This window comes from Floridaenema aerugineum BLCC-F46 (genome assembly GCF_041929345.1).
GTDB lineage: Bacteria > Cyanobacteriota > Cyanobacteriia > Cyanobacteriales > Aerosakkonemataceae > Floridanema > Floridanema aerugineum.
Genome location: NZ_JBHFNQ010000186.1, coordinates 1 through 16257 on the forward strand (window position 1 = coordinate 1; position 16257 = coordinate 16257).

Consider the following 16257-nt stretch of genomic DNA (forward strand, 5'->3'; position numbering starts at 1 on the left):
CTTTGCTTCTCTGCTTTAAAAAAAAAAAAAATTTAATTATAAATTGTTTTTTTGTGGCGTTTTCGCTATATTATAACTACTCTAGATATGCGCTCAAACCCCCAACAACGTACTAATGTTAATATCAATTATTATAACTAGCAACTTGCGTTATTTAGCCTAAAATGTCAGGCTTTGCCAACACCTGCTTCACTGGCAATTTTATCACGACGCTTTTGCAAACTTCGTTCGTACAACTTCATTAATGGTGTAGAACTAACACCGTGCAAAATTACAGAAATTACGATGGTTATATAAGTAATCCAGGCAATTTGTTCCCCTAAATTATCTTTTAATCCTTCACCAAAAGCATAGCATAAATAATACAATGAACCAACGCCACGAATCCCAAACCAACCAAATAAGTAACGGGTGATTTGAGGATAACCACCTCCTATTGTACTAAGCCAAGCTCCTACAGGTCTAATCAGAAAAATTAACAGTGCTGCTACTAATAATCCTTGCCCAGCAAATTGTACAATTTGAGGTAATCTTAGGATGGAACCAAGTAATAAAATGGTGCCTACTTCCATTAGTTTTTCGATTCGTTCTGTAAATTCTAATTGAGATAGGCGTTTTTCTGGATTATGATAGCTACGTTGAGCAATAATTCCCGCAACAAATACGGCTAAAAATCCATAACCATTGACAATTTCTGTTAAGGAATATGTGAGTAAAATGATGCCAAGTGCTACAAAATCTTCCATTAATACATCAACAGGACGAAATTTTTGTAGGCGTTTGTCAATCCAAACTATTGCTTTTGGGACTAGAATACCCATAATAATACCAGCAGCAATTGCCCAAATTAAATCAATTGCTACCCACTGTTTAAACCAGTTATCCCAATTACTATCTTTTAAAGAGTAAATACCAAAATAAACGAAAGGAAAAGCTAAAGCATCGTTTAAACCGCCTTCTGAAGTTAGACCAAAACGTAGTTCTTCTTTATCTTCTAGATGGGAAATTTGGACTTCTGAAGCTAATACTGGGTCAGTTGGTGCTAGAATTGCGCCTAGTAAAATTGCTGGGCCCCAGTCCATTTTTAGGAGAAAATGTCCGACAAATGCGATCGCAAAAATAGAAATAGGCATCAAAAGACCAATTAGCCGAACTGTGGAACCCCAAGCCATAGGATTCAGCGGTCGATTCATTTTTAATCCGCAACTGAAGAGGGAAACAATTACCACAAATTCGGTCAATCTTTCCATAAAATTAGCATCAGGACGCAATTGAATTAAATGTGTACCGTAAGGCCCCAACAATATGCCAACAATTAAGTATATTAAAGCGAAAGATAGGGGTAATCGGGCAATCCAACCAGAGGCTAAGGTAACAATTAGTAGTAATAAACCGATAACTAGCAGGTCAAGAATGTAAATATCTACCATAGCGATCGCAAATATAATTTAGAGCAGCTTTTTGACTTTACAAGGCTATGCTTGGCTCTCTAAATAACCTTTGGGCATATTTTTTAGTTATATTTCCCTATCTCTATCTATTGGATGAAATGGAGGAAGTGCGTGTATAGCTAGCAGCGATCGCTTTTTCCTAAATTATTCTTGTTGATGGGGGTTTTCGACAAACTTACCAGTCTTATCAATATATCCCGATTTGTCACCGAGTCTTACTTCTGCCAACCCTCCTGAAAAACTCGCAGCAACATCAAACTGTGGGGGGATGACAAATTCTCCGGTTTTATCTATGTAACCATTTTTATTATTAATAGATACTCTGGCTAAACCTTCAGAAAATGGATCGGCACAGCCAAACTGTGGAGTAATTACAATTTTGCCTGTTCTATCCATGTAGCCGTATTTGCCGCTATTTGGAATGTCGGGGTTTTCATCAATTATTACTTGTACCAATCCCTCAGAAAAGGTAAAAGCATGAGCTAAATTGATGGGAATAACTACTTTCCCGTTCCGGTCAATATAACCATATTTTCTAGTAGGTTGCTGGCTGTTAGCAGCGTGACCATGAGAAGCAGTTTTCCCGTCTAATCCTACTAATCCCAACCCTTCAGAAAAGTGTTTTGCTTCATCATATTGAGGAGGAATTACTACTTTTCCAGTTTTGTCGATGTAACCCCACTTGTTGCCAATTTTAACTGCTGCTAATCCTTCGTTAAATTCTAAAGCATCATCAAATTTTAAACCAATAACTATTTGACCTGTTTCTGCGACATAGCCATATTTGTTTTTAATTCTTACCATGCCTAAACCATCAGAAAACTTTCTGGCTTCATCAAATTGAGGAGGAATGATTATTTTACCAGTGCGATCGGCATAACCATATTTTTCATTTTCTTGGATGGGAACTAAAGCGCTGTTATTTTGATTATTGCTGTTTTGATGAGTGGGAACTTCTGCTGGTTTTGGTTTAGCTTCGTGGGTTGTATTATGAGTATCTGAAGCTAGTGCTGTTGGGAAGCGATCGCTAACTACACTGAAGCACGCAGCTAGAAGAGTTAATAAAAAGATTTTATTTAAATTACGCTTCATTTTTAATACACCTAATTACTTTTATGAGTATAGTTTAGCCGATCGCAGATGATTGTCAATATCTCAATATTCAGGTGCTTAAATTTACTAAAAAAGGCGGTACAAATTCCCGCCTCTAGTGAGTTTTTAGTATTAAAAGTAACTGCTCATTCTGTAGGGTTCCAAATAAATTTTCCGGTTTTATCAATGTAACCCCACTTAGAGCCAACTTGGACAGCTGCTAGTCCTTGTAAAAAATTTTGCGAGTCTTCAAACTGTGGCGCAATGACTATTTCTCCTGCTTTATTAACATAACCCCATTTTTCACCAATTTTTACTTCTGCCATGCCTTCGGAGAAGTCTTCCGCATCATCAAACTGAGGTGAAATAATCATTTGTCCTGTAGTATCAATAAAACCCATTTTGCCATCAGTCATGACTCCTGCTAGCCCTTCAGAAAAATCATCAGCGTCCTCAAATTGGGGTGAAATAACTGTTTTTCCTGTGCTATCAATATAACCAAACTTGTCGCCAAGTTTTACTTTTGCCATGCCTTCGGAGAAATCAAAAGCTTCATCAAATTGAGCAGTAATAACTATTTTACCTGTTTGGTCAATATAGCCATATTTGCCATTGCTTTTGACAGGAAATAGTTTATTATTTGTTTGATTTTGCTGAGTTACGGGGGTTGATGCTTGGGTTTGTTCTACAGGGCGACAGGATACTAAACCCAAAATAGTTATGCAAAGAAAAAAGGGAATAGCTTTGTTGATTTTTCTCATAGGTATAGTGACTGCTTTTGGCAACAGATTTCTTTAGTTTTTGTCGCCATTTTGTTCTTTATGTTTATACCACAACTGAATGTAAATGAATCATTAATTAGTTGGTTGCCAAACAAATTTACCTGTTTTGTCGATATAACCAACTTTACCATCATTGCTTGCAACTGTTGCCAGCCCATCAGTGAAAGCATCGGCTTCATCAAATTGTGGTTTAATGACTATTTTCCCGGTTTTGTCAATAAATCCCCACTTGTTACCTATTTTAACTGTTGCCAATCCTTCGGAAAAAACATTAACTTCATCAAATATGGGCTTAATTGTTACCAAGCCTTTTCTATTAGTAAACCCCCATTTATTACCTATTTTAACTGAGGCTAACCCTTCGGAAAAGATGCTAGTTTCATCAAATATAGGCTTAATTATTACTTTTCCGCTTCGGTCAATAAATGCCCATTTATTGCCTATTTTAACTGAGGCTAACCCTTCGGAAAAAACACTATTGTCATCAAATATGACTTTAACTACTACTTTTCCAGTTGGCTCGATATGACCCCATTTATTGCCAATTTTGACAGCTGCTAGTCCTTCGGAAAAAGGGCTAACTTCATCATAATTAGGCTTAATTACTACTTCACCTTTGGGGTTAATATAACCCCATTTGTTACCAATTTTGACAGCTGCTAATCCTTCGGAAAAGTCTTCTACTTCAAGAAATTGAGGTTTGATGACGATTTTTCCTGTTTCGTTAATATAACCCCATTTGGAGCCAGTTTTTACAGCAGCTAATTCCTCAGAAAATATGCTGGCTTCCTCAAATTGTGGTTTAATTACTATTTTTCCCATCGGGTTAATATAACCCCATTTAGAGTTAGTATTAACTAGTGCTAAACCTTCGGAGAAAGCGAGAGCTAAATCATATTGAGGTTGAATAAAAACTTTTCCTGTGCGATCGATAAAGCCTTCTTTACCATTTTTAGTAATGGGAAAAAGTTGGCTGGGAGGTGGCTGAGTTGGCTTTGTCTGTGGAGTAGAACTAGCTGCTTGTGCTTGCTTGTCCGTGGTAGCTAATTCATCAGTTTGCGTTTTTGGGTTACAGGATATTAAACCTAAAAAGGTAAAACAAAGTAAAAGAAAAATTGCTTGGTTAATTTTGTTGTTCATTGTCAGAAGAAGTAAACTGCTGAAAAACGGCTTAAGGTATAAAATTTGTATGGGTTTAGTTTACTGGAAACTTGAGCAAAAAATTTTCCTAGCTGAAGTCTACTATGGATTTGGCTGGATGATTCTTTTTTTAAGAATAAATCCCTCTATGCTCTTTGTTGAGAATCAGGAAAGAAGTTTTCCAAATGTGAGTGTTTTTACTATGTTCGATCGCTTGCTTTTCATGTTAATACCGTAAAAGTTTCTCGATGTCAATGAAAATGCTTGTCAAAAGGCGATCGCTTAATACTTTAGATACAAAGGATAGAAAAACTCTGACTTACGAAGTCGTGAGAAGATTTGCAGAGGCGACAGGGGCGGTAGAATGCTTTTGGAGGATTAGCGATCGCTCTTTTTCTGGATACATAGCGGAAGTTTGGTTTAACGAGTTACAAACAGCCGGAGAATTTGCGCTGGTGTGTAGCGATCGAACGGGTGTAAATTGTAAACTCCGAGTAACTTCCGAAGGGCCAGCTACATTTTACGTAACTGTACCTTGTTTGTAAATATAGAAAAATTTCTATTTGTAGGGTGCGTTAGCTTTAGCGTAACGCACCATCATCCATATTTAGTGTCGTTGCTCAGTAGAAAAGTTGGATTTTTTATCAAAGTATTTTTGTTTAATTTTAACCACAGATGTCCACAGATGAACACAGATGATTTTGGATGTATTTGTTAGTGTATCTTCGGATTTTTTCCAATTCAACTTCTGGCAAAAGCTGATTTTAACTGCGGTTTAAAACCTAAAAAGGACAACTTTTACCAGAAGTTTACTATCTATCAACTTATGCGTCGATTTTCACACCTCGAATTGAATAATCTAACAATTCCATCGGGTGCATAAGCGGAATTTCCTTCCCTTGAATTTGCAAATGCTTATTAATTTGCAAACTACAACCAGGGTTAGCAGAAGCAATCAACCGCGCCCCAGTATTTAACAAATTAGTAACTTTTTGTTGTCCCAATTCTTCCGCTACTTCTGGTTGCAGCATATTATAAATACCTGCACTACCACAACATAAAGCAGCATCAATTGGTTCGCGCAATTTCACCCCGGGAATTTGCTTTAATAATTGACGAGGTTGAAGACTAATTTTTTGTCCATGTAATAAGTGACAAGCATCTTGATAAACCATCGTTAATTCATTATCACTTATTGGTAAAAGTGGCGCAATTAATCCCACTTCTGCCAAAAATTCTTGAGCATCTTTCACTTTAGCTGCAAAAGCTTTCGCCTGCTCTCGATAGTTAGGATCATCAGCCAAAATATGACCGTATTCTTTCAAAGTGTGACCACAACCAGCAGCGTTAATAATCATAAAATCAACGCCTGTTTCTGCAAAACTATCAATCATTTGTCGCGCCAAAGTTTGCGCTTGTTCCTTTTGTCCTTGGTGTTCTGGCAAAGCAGCACAACAACCTTGAGATTTCGGAATTACCACCTCACAACCATTAGCAGTTAAAACTCTCACAGTTGCTTCATTTACCTTAGAAAAGAAAAGCCGTTGTACACAACCCAAAATCACCCCTACCCGATATCTTTTTTCCCCTTTTGCTGGGATAACTTCCGGTAAAGTATTCACAAAAGACTTAACAGTTACATCGGGTAAAAGAGACTCCATAGCCCCCAAGCGGGGAGATATTTTATTGAGTAATCCAGTAGCCCGAAAAAACTTAGGAAATCCTAACTTTTGATACAGCAACAAAGGTGCTAACAAAACCCGTAACCTTTGGGGATAAGGAAACAAATTAAAAATCAGTTTCCTATACAAATTATCTGGCAAACTGCGCGAATAATTTCTTTCGATTTGGGGACGAGTTGCGGCAATTAACTTGTCATATTGTACCCCGGAAGGACAAGTAGTAACACAAGCCAAACAGCCCAAACAACTATCAAAATGCTGCACCGTTCCTTCAGCCAGTGGTGCCTCACCCTCATTAATCGCATCCATTAAATAAATGCGCCCTCTCGGAGAATCCATCTCCTTACCAATCACCCGATAACTCGGACAAGTGGAAAGACAAAAACCACAATGTACACAAGTATCAATTAACTTTGGATTAGGTGGATTCTTCGGATCGAATCCCTGCAAATCCTCATTATTTGTAACTATTTTCTCAGAAATCTGCATCTTCTCTTCCTTCGCGCTCTTCGCGTCTTCGCGGTTCAATTAAAACTAAATTCTTGCCACAAACCGATGAGGACTAAAAATATTATCAGGATCAAACTGCTGCTTAATTTTCCGCATTACATCCAAAGCATTGCCACTGTAACCCCAAACATCCAACTGTTTTTTCCAAGCCAAAGGTGCTTCTAAAAGGGTAAGATAACCATTGTTTAATTGACAGAAATTTCTCATTTGTAAAATTGTTTGGGATGGCAACTTTGAGCTATCAAATTTTATTAATCCTAACCCACTACTAGCATGAATTAACCCAATACTTTCAGGGGCAAGTTTATCCAGTTGAGTCAGGGTGTTGACAGCAGCGGTAGGTAATACTCCTATTTTGCAGGCGATCGCCAATTCTGCGCCAACTTCCCCCATAGAACTTTGTAATCGTTGCCATAGACTTGTTTCATCATTATCCGAGAAAACGCTACCTTGTAAACCTAACTTTTCCCCAACTTCTAAAAGTCGGTTGGATTGTTCTTTCACACTTTCGCTAACACTTTGGAATCGAGCAATTAAACCGATTCCTTTACCCAATTCTAAACGATTTACTAATTCGGTGGATAATAGATCAATGGCGATCGGAGTTAAAGCCGAAGCCAGTAAAATTTTATTAGCTTCAGCAAGAGAATCTGTTGCACCAACTAACACCACAGTTTGGGAAGCTTCCGACATGGGGTAAAGTCGAAAAGTGACTTGGCTAATAATTCCTAAAGTACCAAAAGAACCCGTAAATAACTTCATTAAATCGTATCCGGCAACATTTTTTACTACTCTACCGCCAGCTTTAGCAATTTTGCCATCATAACGGACAAAAGAAATTCCGAGTAGCATATCTCGCACGCCGCCGTAGCGTTGACGCAAAGAACCAGCATCAGCTGTAGCGACAATTCCACCAATAGTTGCTGTTTGGGGATAAGCTGGATCTAAAGCGAGAAATTGCCTTTCTTTAGCAACAAGTTCCTGAATATCAGTGAATTTTGTTCCCGCTTCTACGGTTAAGGTTAAATCACCAACGGCGTGTTCCACAATTCGATTTAAGCGTTGGGTGCTAATAATTAGATCAATATCTTTGGTTAACCCGCCCCAAGTGAGTTTGCTACTATTTCCGCAAGCTAAGACGCGCCAATGATTTTTATGAGCACAGCCGATAATTTCGCCTAATTCTTCTTGCGTATTTGGATAAACAACGCAACTAGGAGGAGAATTTTCTGTTACTTTCTGGATGGTATTTTGTTGAGTTGCTTCTATTTCTTCCCAGGTACAAATTGCGGTTGGGCTAAGGATAGATGTGAGTTGTTGTGCGATCGCAGTCTGTGTTATCAAGTATCAAATCCCCTTAAGAGAAATAGCTTTTAATTTTATTACTCTACCAATTGTCGTTCACCATCTCCCCAAGCTGCATACCATGTCTCTACTTAAATTTTTCTAAAAAACCTATGCAAATCTAGGAATGCTGATATATTAAAGTAGTGAAGTTGAGGAAAAACCAATTTCAGAGTTTGTTAGTCCCAAACAAGCATCCCAGCGGCTAGGAGTTAGCGTCGATACTCTCAGGCGTTGGGAGGCGGCGGGAAAAATTCAGGCAATCAGGACACCCACAGGACATAGAAGATACGACATGACTTCATTAGTCACCGATAGCGGGGAAGCCGAAACGCCTCCCTGGATAAAACCCATTGGCGAGGAGACGCTGCAACAAATAGCCAAAGGCTTATGCCAATACGAATCGCAAATCCTCAAAAATCCCGCAGTTTATCCACCACAATTGCAATTAGGGGTAGACAAAATCGCACTTACTTGTTTAATAGAAAAAATACCGAACCCGATACAAGGAGTCCCTGATTTTCTTTCCAGATGGGCACAGCTTCCCTTAAAAAATTGGGGTTTTAACATTGATTTCCCTACTGAAGAATGGCACGATAAACAACTAATAGAACACCAAAAGCCGAGTGATTTTTGTATTGAAATAGCGGCAGATTACTCTGAGGAAGGCGGTAAGTTTCAGAACCAAGTCATCAATGAGGTAATGCTGAAATCCGCAGAAGACCATGATTTATATACCAGGTTTAGGCGCTATTTGATTGAAAATCCGGTAATAACTAATGGAAAGCTATCTGTTGACAGAATATTAGATTTTAAGGAAGTCCAAAAGATTCTCAGAATTAGCTATGAAGAAGCACCAGAGTCTTATCGAGTAGATGGCAAATTTTACTGCTGCGGACACTGTGGCGGACTAATGTATTTGACTGATAAGGATGAATTAAAGTGTGAAAATAAACATTGTGAGCAACAAAAGAAAGCTAAGGTAGTTTTCCCGGCTGACAAAGATGAAGAGGTTTTCTGGCTCAAGAAAGATTTACGCTATTTCATACATCGTCCGGGAAAAGCAGAACTCAGGCTAGAGGAAAAATTAAAAGAGTTAAATTTGCAAGTACAACTCTACCCCGAACTCGATAAATACGATTTACACTTAGTTTTTCCTGACCAAACAATTTGGGCAGTTGATGTTAAGTTTTGGGAATCAGCCTACAACTTAGCCAAAAAGGTGAATCAGCCTATTCGCAGCCTCAAACATCAGCCATACCATCAAGCATTCTTTGTTTTTCCTGATGAAATAAAGAGTTACGGACAGGAGTATCTGCAAGAGTTTCGGAGTTATTGTTCAATTTCCTTGAACAAGTCTCAGGTGATGTTTGAAGGTGAATTTATGAAGAAAGTAATCAATAAATTAGGAAGCCAAAAATGAGAAATACAACTAAGTGGTGTAAGCCGTTGAAAGAAGAGGGTTTGGAGAAAGATTTATGCGAAGTTGAGTTAGGACTTTACTTATTAAAAGCGTTACTTCCTGATACTACGGCTGATAGTTTATGGGTAATATTAACTGGTTATCCTTATTCGCTGCAAAATTGGACAGAAAATCAGGCTCGAATGTTAGGCGTAGCCCGTCATTTATTGCCATACTATAATAGTAAGTTTTCCTGGTCAGAAGCATTACAAAATTATCGAGAATTTGAGGATGATATTCGGGGTTATGAAATTAGAGAAGATTTCCACTTCGAGGAGCGAACTAATATCACTGTAGCCTCTACAAAACGATTCCGAATTTATCAGGAAACCTTAAACAAGCCCGTAGGATTTAGTGAAAGAAATAAAATCCAATGGGCTGAAGCTGGAAAATATAAATGTGAGGTGAAAGGAAAGAAAGAAGAAGTTCAGATATTACCGGAGATTGCTAATTTCCCAAATCCACCAAGTCACAATTTAGCAGGTGTTGAGTCTAGAAATCCGCTGTCAGTAACTTGGCGGGAACTTGGGGAAACAGCCGAATGGATGGATGAACAAAGGAAGAATAAGGAACCGGAGTGGATAAAGCGTTTTCATAACATCGAATTACACCTATTTAATGAGAATCAAGAATTGGTTAAAGCTAAGTCTTTAACTATCAATAGAATCTTGCATTTAGCGGGAATTGTGTCATCTGGGAAATCCAACTTAATGAAAGTTTTGGCAGTTTGGGCTTGGCGAAAGAAAATGCGCGTTACGCTGGTGGTGGCGGATGTGCTGCAAATCTTTGAATTGACTAAACTGTTTGACGAACTTGGGATCAAAGATGTAGCTCCTATTTTGGGTAATTCTAACAAAGCTAGCCATTTAAATAGGTTGCACAAAGCTGTTTATAATTCCAACCCGAATCAAGCTTTTAACCAAAATCATCCCGGTTTTCAATGGCTGAGTAACACTTGCCTATTGACACCTTTTGTTAATCCTAAAATGGAAACGGCTTTTGAAATTGGTAAGCAACCATGTTTTAAATTAGAACCTATATATACCAACCAAGAATTTGAATCAGAATCATCACCAAAGGAAAAAACTTGTCCGGCTTATGGGGTATGTCCTTCTCATAAAAAAGAGCGTGATTTAGTTAATGCTTCTATCTGGATTGCTACACCTGGGAGTTTGATTTATAGCCGAGTTCCCAAGACAATAAATCGCGAAAGTATCCTGTATTTTGAGTTAGCTTGTCGGCGCAGTAATTTGGTAATTGTCGATGAAGTTGACCAACACCAAGCTTATCTGGATCAAGCTTTTAGTCCTGATAAAACATTGTGTAAACCAACTAGAGATGAGTGGTTGAATAAACTGCATGATTATGTTGAAGCTCAATTAAAGTCTAAAAAGTCAAGATTGCTTGAAAATGAGCTTGTCTCTGAGTGGTGGGATGCTTGCCGTATTGCTAACGGAATTGCCGATAAAATTTATCATCTTTTGATTAAGGAAAATGATTTAGCTAAGTGGCGAGATGATAAACATTTTTTTACTAACTGGTTATTATTGCGAGAGGTGGCTACATTACTAACGACAACAGACTCGGAAAATTCCGAACAATCTCAACAAGGCGATGAATTAATGTCAAGTATATTCGAGCCTTACATCCAAGATTTAGATAACGATAAAAATCCTTTATTTGCCCTAGCTAACAAATCCAAATCTAAAAAAGGTGCAGCGATTCAGGAATGGGTTCAGCAAACAGCAAAGATTCAATTATCGGCAGAAAAAATTCAGGAAATAGCAGTTAAGCTAGAGTTTGCTTTGTTAGTCTGCTTGTTGCAAAATAAACTTTATTTTATGACGAGTAACTGGCGGCAGGTGCAAGGTATTTTAAATTTAGAGATGTCGGATTCAATGTGGTTTGAAGCACCACCGCCAGATTTTTACCCGATGATTCCGGCAATGCCAATGGGTAATCAGTTGGCTTTTCAGTATCATAAATCCTATTCTGAATCATTAGGCAGTTTGCAGTTTTTCCGTTGTACGGGGGTTGGGCGTTGGTTGTTGCTGCATTTTGACAAATTATTCAATGCAGATAATATTGCCAGTCCTCATTTATTGTTGATGTCGGGAACAAGTTGGGCGGGAAAATCTCCTGCTTATCATGTTGATGTGCCTGTTTCGGGAGTGCTTGCACCGAGAAATAACCAGGAAATAGTTATAACTTCAGAGTTTTTACCATTTTACAAAGATGAGTATCCTTTGTCTGTGTCGGGTGCGGGAGATAAGAAGCGGGATAATTTAGAAAAGATTGTTACTAAATTAGTAGAAGAAAATTATTTAACTAATAAATTGAAGGAGTTGCAAGGCAGAAAAATTCTCTTGGTTGTTAACAGTTATAAACAAGTGGAATGGGTTTATAAATGCCTAAAAAATCTAAGTTGGGAAGATCAGATTATTGCTTTATCTCCTGATGATGAAGACTTTGATAAGTGGGATGATGAACCGGATCAATATAAGTTGTTGCAGCGGGGACAGGTGTGGGAGTTTGCTACAAGACAGGAAGTAATTTTGATAGCGCCATTGAAAGCGATCGAACGCGGTCACAATATTGTCGATCGCAACGGAATAGCAGTAATTAATGCAGCTTATTTTTTGGTTTTACCTCACCCTGTTCCTGATGATTTATCTTATGCAATTCACGGGATTAACCGTTGGGCGATTGATAATTACAAAACGGTGACTGGGGAGAGTTTAAGTAAGTTAGGTGAAAATTTTCGGGAAGCTGCTTATCGGAAATGGTGTAATTTGTTGCACCTATCAGTTAGGTTGAGGACTTTAGATAAAGACGATCGCAATGCAGTGCAATGGGATATTATTGTTTCTCTTTGGCAAGCGATCGGGCGTTTAATTCGCGGAAATGCCAATGCCCAACTTTTTTGGTGTGATGCCAAATTTGCCATCAATAGTGCCAAGAATGAGGATGGTAAAGAAGATACTCCTGCTACTAGCGTGCTTGTCGGTATGGTGAATTTACTCCGTCCTTATTTTGAAAATGACTCGGAAATTCCCCAGTGCGATCGCGCGATCGTCCAATCTCTTTATCTTCCTTTTTATCGTGCGATCGCTCAAACTAAAAAACTTTCTGGTTTACCCCCTATTTGAATCATCACAGGTAATAATTTCATGGTATATCAAACAATCCGTTTATGCGCTTTCAAATTAAAATCTGAATTGCGTTCTCAACAATATTACGTCATGAATTTTCCCGAAGATGCAAAAAGTCACATCATCCGACTTACTGCTAAACGGGATAAGCTCGATCGAGCATCCTTGCCAGTCAAATCTCTTTATAAAGGGTTAAGACTAGCCCCAGGTTTAATCCAAATTGGTAAAGTATCGCCAAAAGAAAACGAGTTTTGGTTGTACAGTCCTCACCAATTATCACAAAGAATGTTGACAGCAATTTTGGATTATTGGATAGAGACAGAATTTCCAGACGAAGCAGGCAAAAAGGGAAAAGTTGGCATCACTTCTGCGGAACGAAAATCGGCAATGAATTTGCTAAATCCTCAGAAATTGATTTGGGAAACGAAAACTATATCCTACACAAATAATTTCGATTTTCACCCCAATGGAACTGCTAATTTGTCCGGTAATGATTTTGTTTTATTACCTCACATTGTAGCGGCAAAACTAAGTCAACCAGGTTTAAAGTTTGAGGTAGATGGGGCAAAACTCCAGTTTTATCGCTCTATGACAGGACAAAGTGCAGAGTTAATTTCTTGGCCTCCATTACATCCGACAATAGATAAAAAAACTTACTATTATTCCATAGTTCTAACCTTGAAGATTGTACAAGTTCCCAGTCAACCTTATCCCCAATTTCATATTACACCAAGCATTAGACGTTGGCTCAGTTCCCTGGATTCTAAATTGTCAAATAATCACGGAAGTAACGCCTACATTCGTGAGAAACTGAATTGGGGAAAAGAATTAAATCCTGATAATTTGACAGAATATTTCATTTCTTGCCGGATGAAATCGAAGCAACATGAAGCTGACTGGGATGAAAACTTAGCTAATCTCCTGAAAGATTTAGATATCCTTTCGATTGAACCAAAGGAAATCTTAGCTAATCCGGCGAAATTTTTAGAAGGTAAACCTAACATTGGTCTTACTTACAAAGATGGGATGGAACCTGAAAATAAAGTAGGTAAAGGATTTCCGACAACCAATAGTTACGAACTATTTAAACAAATAACTGCGGTATTAAAGGATTATTGGGAGCCAATTGAGTGTCAACGTCAAAAGACTCCTAGAAATCGCCGCTCGCCACAGACAGTTAAATTGAAAAAGCCAGACAGCTTTGACGATCCATATCCCAAGAAAAAAGAAGAAACTGATGAAGCTTTCCAATTAAGGTTAGAAAAGATTAAGCAAGAACATACTCTCTTCCAAAAACAACTGCGAGAAAAAATTCGTCAATCTATTGGGGAAAATTTAACCATTTGGCTTTGGTATATTAAAGACAAAAATTTGCCCGATCGTCTGAAAGCTATACAGTATTGCTTAGGTCTAGAAAAAGCCGAACCCGGAAAACATACTTTTCCTGAAGGTTTAACTGTAAATATTTGCTTAGAGGAAGGTGGTGTCTTGGCACAACGCCTAGATTTTCAGACATATAAACCAAAAATCACCGAGCGAAAAGAAGCTATAAATAAACGCAAGAGTGAAATAGCTGAAATTCTGAAAACGCAGCAATCTAAATTATCAGGAAAGGTGGGTATTTGGTTTGAACTTTATGGTCAAGAAATTTGGAAACCTGATTTTGTCGATCCTAAAAGTGCTATTCGTCTAGGGTTTGCAGATTTGGGATTTGTCAGCGAATTTATTACCCCAGAGCCAAAAAGTTATCACCAAAAAGCTATCAGTAGCTTTATCGATTTATTGCGCTCTTTAGGGGTACGGATGACTCCATCTCAAATCACATTACCCAAGGTAGACAAAAATACTCCTATTAATGAAGTGGGGTTATGGTTGATAAATCGGAAGTCCAAAACTAGCGCTGATGGAACACCACAATTAATTCCTGTCATGGTAAAAATGTGTTCTTTGACAGGTGAAATAATGGCTATTTTTCGGGGTATAGAACAATGGATACCCTACGATAAAGCATTGACGCGGATCAATAAGGAAGGAAGTTGTTTGAAAAATGACAATAAAGGTAAAGCCACAATCAGAACATTTATTCAGGAAACTCTCAATAGAAACGAGTTAAGAGAAAAACCGACAATACTTTATTGTCACGCTCAGAACATCCGTCAAGCATGGACATGGCTGAAAGATCCACAAATTTCTGATCAAGGATTATCGTTTGCTGAACTAGAAAATCCTGTTTTTGAGCAATTTCCTGGACTGCGCGTTATTCGATTGCGTTCAGGTGATGAAACCCCAGAATGGTTTGGGATAGACGGGGAAAACGTTTCTGGATTTATTACTGGTTTATTCCAAAATCCAGACAATGAAAGAGTCTTTTATAGTATTGGAAAGAAAACAGCGACAATGATGAAGGATAATCAATATTCGAGGATCAAGAAACCAGAAAAACATTGGGTACATCCTTCTATTGTGGAGATTACCATTGGTTATTGCCAAGAAAATGACAAAAATAATTTGTTAGAATTAGCTGCGATCGCCCATGAATCACGACACGGAGTTTTGCAATATGAAGACTTCCTAGAAGTGCCGAGAGTTCTTCATTATGCTAAACAAATGGCTGATTATGTCCTCATGCTAAGTGACGATGACGACGAATCTGATGAATAGATAATTTATTAATGTAGAGTCAATTCATGAATTGACTCTACTACTTTTACCAGCAGTCTAATGTGCCTCTAACCAAGCTGACAAATCATCCAGACTACTAAAATCCAACAACGCCTCACTTAAATCTTCCAGCACAGATAGCGGTAAGTTAGAAATGCGTTCTCTGAGTTCTGGGGATAACTCTCCAAAGCGGCGCGATAAAAGACGGAGAACTAAATTAGCAGCTTCCTGCTGTCTTCCTTCAAGTTGTCCTTCTTGCCTTCCTTCAAGTCGTCCTTCTTCTTTAGCTTCACGATAAACTCTACTTTCTTCCAATCGCATTCCTAGCATTGCTTCTACCTCCCGGCGACTTAAATTGGTGAACTTGTAAACTATGATTGTGGCGATCGTATTTATTATGGCGCGACTTCTTTCTGGGTCGCTAACTTCTTGTTCGGCGCGTGTCAGTAAATACCGTGCTTCCTCTGGTGCTCGTTCTTCTTCTAAGATTGTCAACACCATTAAAGCTATCCCTAATGGTAACTGTCGAATCTCTCCGAGTTCATTGAGATAAACTCGATGTACTTGGTCTGAGTTTAGCAATGCTTGGTAAGGATGAATTTCACTTTGTTCGATACTGCGTTTCGGATAAATCAATACCGCTTGCCAATCAGAATAACGTTCTCGATTGCGGTAAAAATAGAGAAATGCTTCCCCGAATAAACGTTCGTATAATCGTTCATCCTTTTGAAATTGCACTTCACAGAAGTAGATGATTCCAGCATTCTCAGTTTCAGGTGGCAGAAATACACCATCAATCTCAAATTTTGGTTCTTTGACTGCTACTGAGTCAAAGCGATACCCGCTGGCATTCGCTGGGGGAGTTGCCAGTAAGTCGAATAATAGAGTTGGTGATTGCTGGAAAAGTTTGTAAAATATTGAGTCTCGCCGCATGGATTCAGTAATAGATAATTTCTCAATATACCTTTGCCAGCAGTCTAA

General features: G+C 38.3%; 11 protein-coding genes. 4 read left to right on the forward strand and 7 right to left on the reverse strand.

What is annotated here, in order from left to right:
- Positions 1-167: 167 nt before the first annotated feature.
- The 4 genes from ACE1CC_RS23900 to ACE1CC_RS23915 form a co-directional block, all read right to left on the reverse strand.
- On the reverse strand, positions 168-1430 hold the full coding sequence (locus tag ACE1CC_RS23900) for a cation:proton antiporter (RefSeq protein WP_413272944.1): 1263 nt from the start codon (positions 1428-1430) through the stop codon (positions 168-170).
- Between the two features lie 165 nt (positions 1431-1595).
- On the reverse strand, positions 1596-2543 hold the full coding sequence (locus ACE1CC_RS23905; RefSeq protein ID WP_413272945.1) for a WG repeat-containing protein: 948 nt from the start codon (positions 2541-2543) through the stop codon (positions 1596-1598).
- A gap of 146 nt (positions 2544-2689) precedes the next feature.
- Complete coding sequence (locus tag ACE1CC_RS23910) at positions 2690-3304, reverse strand: WG repeat-containing protein (protein ID WP_413272946.1); 615 nt, start codon at positions 3302-3304, stop codon at positions 2690-2692.
- A 93-nt stretch (positions 3305-3397) separates the two neighbouring features.
- Positions 3398-4465 (reverse strand): WG repeat-containing protein, encoded by a 1068-nt coding sequence (locus ACE1CC_RS23915; RefSeq protein ID WP_413272947.1) that lies wholly within the window; start codon positions 4463-4465, stop codon positions 3398-3400.
- A 254-nt stretch (positions 4466-4719) separates the two neighbouring features.
- Between ACE1CC_RS23915 and ACE1CC_RS23920 the strand changes: the two genes are divergently transcribed.
- Positions 4720-5010 (forward strand): hypothetical protein, encoded by a 291-nt coding sequence (locus tag ACE1CC_RS23920; RefSeq protein ID WP_413272948.1) that lies wholly within the window; start codon positions 4720-4722, stop codon positions 5008-5010.
- Positions 5011-5289: 279 nt separating this feature from the next.
- Here the strand turns inward: ACE1CC_RS23920 and ACE1CC_RS23925 are convergent, their stop codons facing one another.
- Both ACE1CC_RS23925 and ACE1CC_RS23930 read right to left on the reverse strand, forming a co-directional pair.
- Entirely contained in the window at positions 5290-6636 is a 1347-nt protein-coding gene (locus tag ACE1CC_RS23925) for a (Fe-S)-binding protein (protein ID WP_413272949.1), read from the reverse strand.
- A gap of 45 nt (positions 6637-6681) precedes the next feature.
- On the reverse strand, positions 6682-8001 hold the full coding sequence (locus ACE1CC_RS23930; RefSeq protein ID WP_413272950.1) for an FAD-binding oxidoreductase: 1320 nt from the start codon (positions 7999-8001) through the stop codon (positions 6682-6684).
- A 166-nt stretch (positions 8002-8167) separates the two neighbouring features.
- Here ACE1CC_RS23930 and ACE1CC_RS23940 point away from each other — a divergent pair, with 166 nt between their 5' ends.
- Genes ACE1CC_RS23940 through ACE1CC_RS23950 form a run of 3 tightly spaced genes read left to right on the forward strand, consistent with a single transcriptional unit; the run spans position 8168 to position 15276 of the window.
- Entirely contained in the window at positions 8168-9424 is a 1257-nt protein-coding gene (locus tag ACE1CC_RS23940) for a restriction endonuclease-related protein (protein ID WP_459563906.1), read from the forward strand.
- Positions 9421-12612 (forward strand): pPIWI_RE_Z domain-containing protein, encoded by a 3192-nt coding sequence (locus tag ACE1CC_RS23945; RefSeq protein WP_413272952.1) that lies wholly within the window; start codon positions 9421-9423, stop codon positions 12610-12612. The genes ACE1CC_RS23940 and ACE1CC_RS23945 overlap by 4 nt, the downstream gene beginning before the upstream one ends.
- 21 nt (positions 12613-12633) lie before the next feature.
- Positions 12634-15276 (forward strand): pPIWI_RE module domain-containing protein, encoded by a 2643-nt coding sequence (locus tag ACE1CC_RS23950; protein ID WP_413272953.1) that lies wholly within the window; start codon positions 12634-12636, stop codon positions 15274-15276.
- A 57-nt stretch (positions 15277-15333) separates the two neighbouring features.
- Here the strand turns inward: ACE1CC_RS23950 and ACE1CC_RS23955 are convergent, their stop codons facing one another.
- Positions 15334-16209, reverse strand: coding sequence for an Rpn family recombination-promoting nuclease/putative transposase (locus tag ACE1CC_RS23955; protein ID WP_413272954.1), 876 nt, complete (start codon positions 16207-16209; stop codon positions 15334-15336).
- Between the last annotated feature and the right edge of the window lie 48 nt (positions 16210-16257).

What these genes read in the sequence shown, in the direction of transcription:
- ACE1CC_RS23900 (WP_413272944.1), bottom strand. Translation starts at nt 1,430, where the DNA reads ATGGTAGATATTTACATTCTTGACCTGCTAGTTATCGGTTTATTACTA.
- ACE1CC_RS23905 (WP_413272945.1), bottom strand. Translation starts at nt 2,543, where the DNA reads ATGAAGCGTAATTTAAATAAAATCTTTTTATTAACTCTTCTAGCTGCG.
- ACE1CC_RS23910 (WP_413272946.1), bottom strand. Translation starts at nt 3,304, where the DNA reads ATGAGAAAAATCAACAAAGCTATTCCCTTTTTTCTTTGCATAACTATT.
- ACE1CC_RS23915 (WP_413272947.1), bottom strand. Translation starts at nt 4,465, where the DNA reads ATGAACAACAAAATTAACCAAGCAATTTTTCTTTTACTTTGTTTTACC.
- ACE1CC_RS23920 (WP_413272948.1), top strand. Translation starts at nt 4,720, where the DNA reads ATGAAAATGCTTGTCAAAAGGCGATCGCTTAATACTTTAGATACAAAG.
- ACE1CC_RS23925 (WP_413272949.1), bottom strand. Translation starts at nt 6,636, where the DNA reads ATGCAGATTTCTGAGAAAATAGTTACAAATAATGAGGATTTGCAGGGA.
- ACE1CC_RS23945 (WP_413272952.1), top strand. Translation starts at nt 9,421, where the DNA reads ATGAGAAATACAACTAAGTGGTGTAAGCCGTTGAAAGAAGAGGGTTTG.
- ACE1CC_RS23950 (WP_413272953.1), top strand. Translation starts at nt 12,634, where the DNA reads ATGGTATATCAAACAATCCGTTTATGCGCTTTCAAATTAAAATCTGAA.
- ACE1CC_RS23955 (WP_413272954.1), bottom strand. Translation starts at nt 16,209, where the DNA reads ATGCGGCGAGACTCAATATTTTACAAACTTTTCCAGCAATCACCAACT.